General features: G+C 63.3%; 2 protein-coding genes. One reads left to right on the forward strand and one right to left on the reverse strand.

Translation table 11 applies throughout. The features are described 5' to 3' along the window. The coding region (locus A9W96_RS31825; RefSeq protein ID WP_197499385.1) for a glycosyltransferase at positions 1 to 135 on the reverse strand (135 nt) is incomplete at its 3' end. A 327-nt stretch (positions 136 to 462) separates the two neighbouring features. On the opposite strand from A9W96_RS31825, the gene A9W96_RS26150 reads away from it, so the two are divergent. Continuing rightward, a partial coding sequence (locus A9W96_RS26150; protein ID WP_156765419.1) for a glycosyltransferase occupies positions 463 to 1,332 on the forward strand: 870 nt, incomplete at its 3' end.

Below are 1,332 nucleotides of genomic sequence, written 5' to 3' on the forward strand. Positions count from 1 at the left end.
TGACTCGACGAAATCGACCATTTCGGGAGCGACGGCCATACTCACGTCATGCCCGCGGCGAACCAATTCACGGCCGATCGTTAGGTACGGCTCGACCTCGCCACGCGTTCCCCAATTTGCCAGCACAAACTTCATCGCGGTCATGACTGTTCGATTCCCTGGCGCATCGTCGGATTGCAAGCGGCGGCCCACGCCCTCGGCCCAGACGACCGCAGCATAACCGGACACCCAGTGCTAGTTCAGCGAGTTGCGCTGACTCACGGAACCCGTTGGCAATGTGGGCGGCGGACGCCGAAACCTGCCGTCGCCGCGGAGCCATGTCTAGGCTCTGGCTCTACCGGAGATGTGGGCACCGGGGCTGTGGCCGGCCGTGGGTACGTCGACCCGCGTCGTCGGCATTTGGCTCGGTTCGGGAACGATACGTCGCCGGGCGGCGCGACAACCGAAAGTTTGAGATCCGCAATGAGATTTGTGTTGGCGAGCTACGGGACTCGAGGCGATATCGAGCCGTCGGTTGTAGTCGGCCGTGAGCTGCAGCGCCGAGGGCACGACGTGTGCATGGCCGTCCCGCCCGACTTGATTCCGTTCGTCGAATCGGCCGGGCTCGCGGCGGTTGCTTACGGCACGGACACCCGTGCGTACATGGCCGCACAGCGCAGATTCTGGACATGTTTTTTTCGGAGCTTCTGGAGGATTCGAGATCTGATCAGGTTCGGGCTCCAGGTGTCGGCGCTATCGATCCAGTGCTGGACGGAGGTGTGCGCGACGTTGACATCGCTGGCGGACGGAGCCGATCTGCTGTTCACCACCATTCCGTGCGAGCAGGCCGCAGCCAATGTCGCCGAGCACTACGGCATTCCGCTGGTCACCCTGCACTACTACCCGGTACGGCCCAACGGACGGTTGATCCCGCTATTGCCCGGACCCATCGCGCGCTTCGCGATGAAGGTATCCAAGTGGCTGTCTTGGCGCATGAACAAGGGCTTCGAGGACGCACATCGCCGTGAGCTAGGTCTGCCCAAGTCGACAAGCCCTACGCACCGGCGAATCGCCGAGCGCCATTCGCTGGAAATCCAGGCCTACGATGACTTTTGTTTCCCGGGGTTGGCCGCCGAATGGAAGAAGTGGAATGGCCGACGGCCCTTTGTGGGTGCGCTGGCGATGAACCTCTCCACAGACGCCGACGACGAGGCGCGGGACTGGATAGCCGCGGGGGCACCGCCCATTTGCTTCGCCTTCGGCAGCATACCGGTCGAATCTCCGGCCTTCACGGCCGAAATGATCAGCGCGGCCTGCGCAGAATTGGGGGAGCGGGCACTGATATGCGCCGGC

Source organism: Mycobacterium sp. 1245852.3 (assembly GCF_001669335.1).
Taxonomy (GTDB): Bacteria; Actinomycetota; Actinomycetes; order Mycobacteriales; family Mycobacteriaceae; genus Mycobacterium; species Mycobacterium europaeum_A.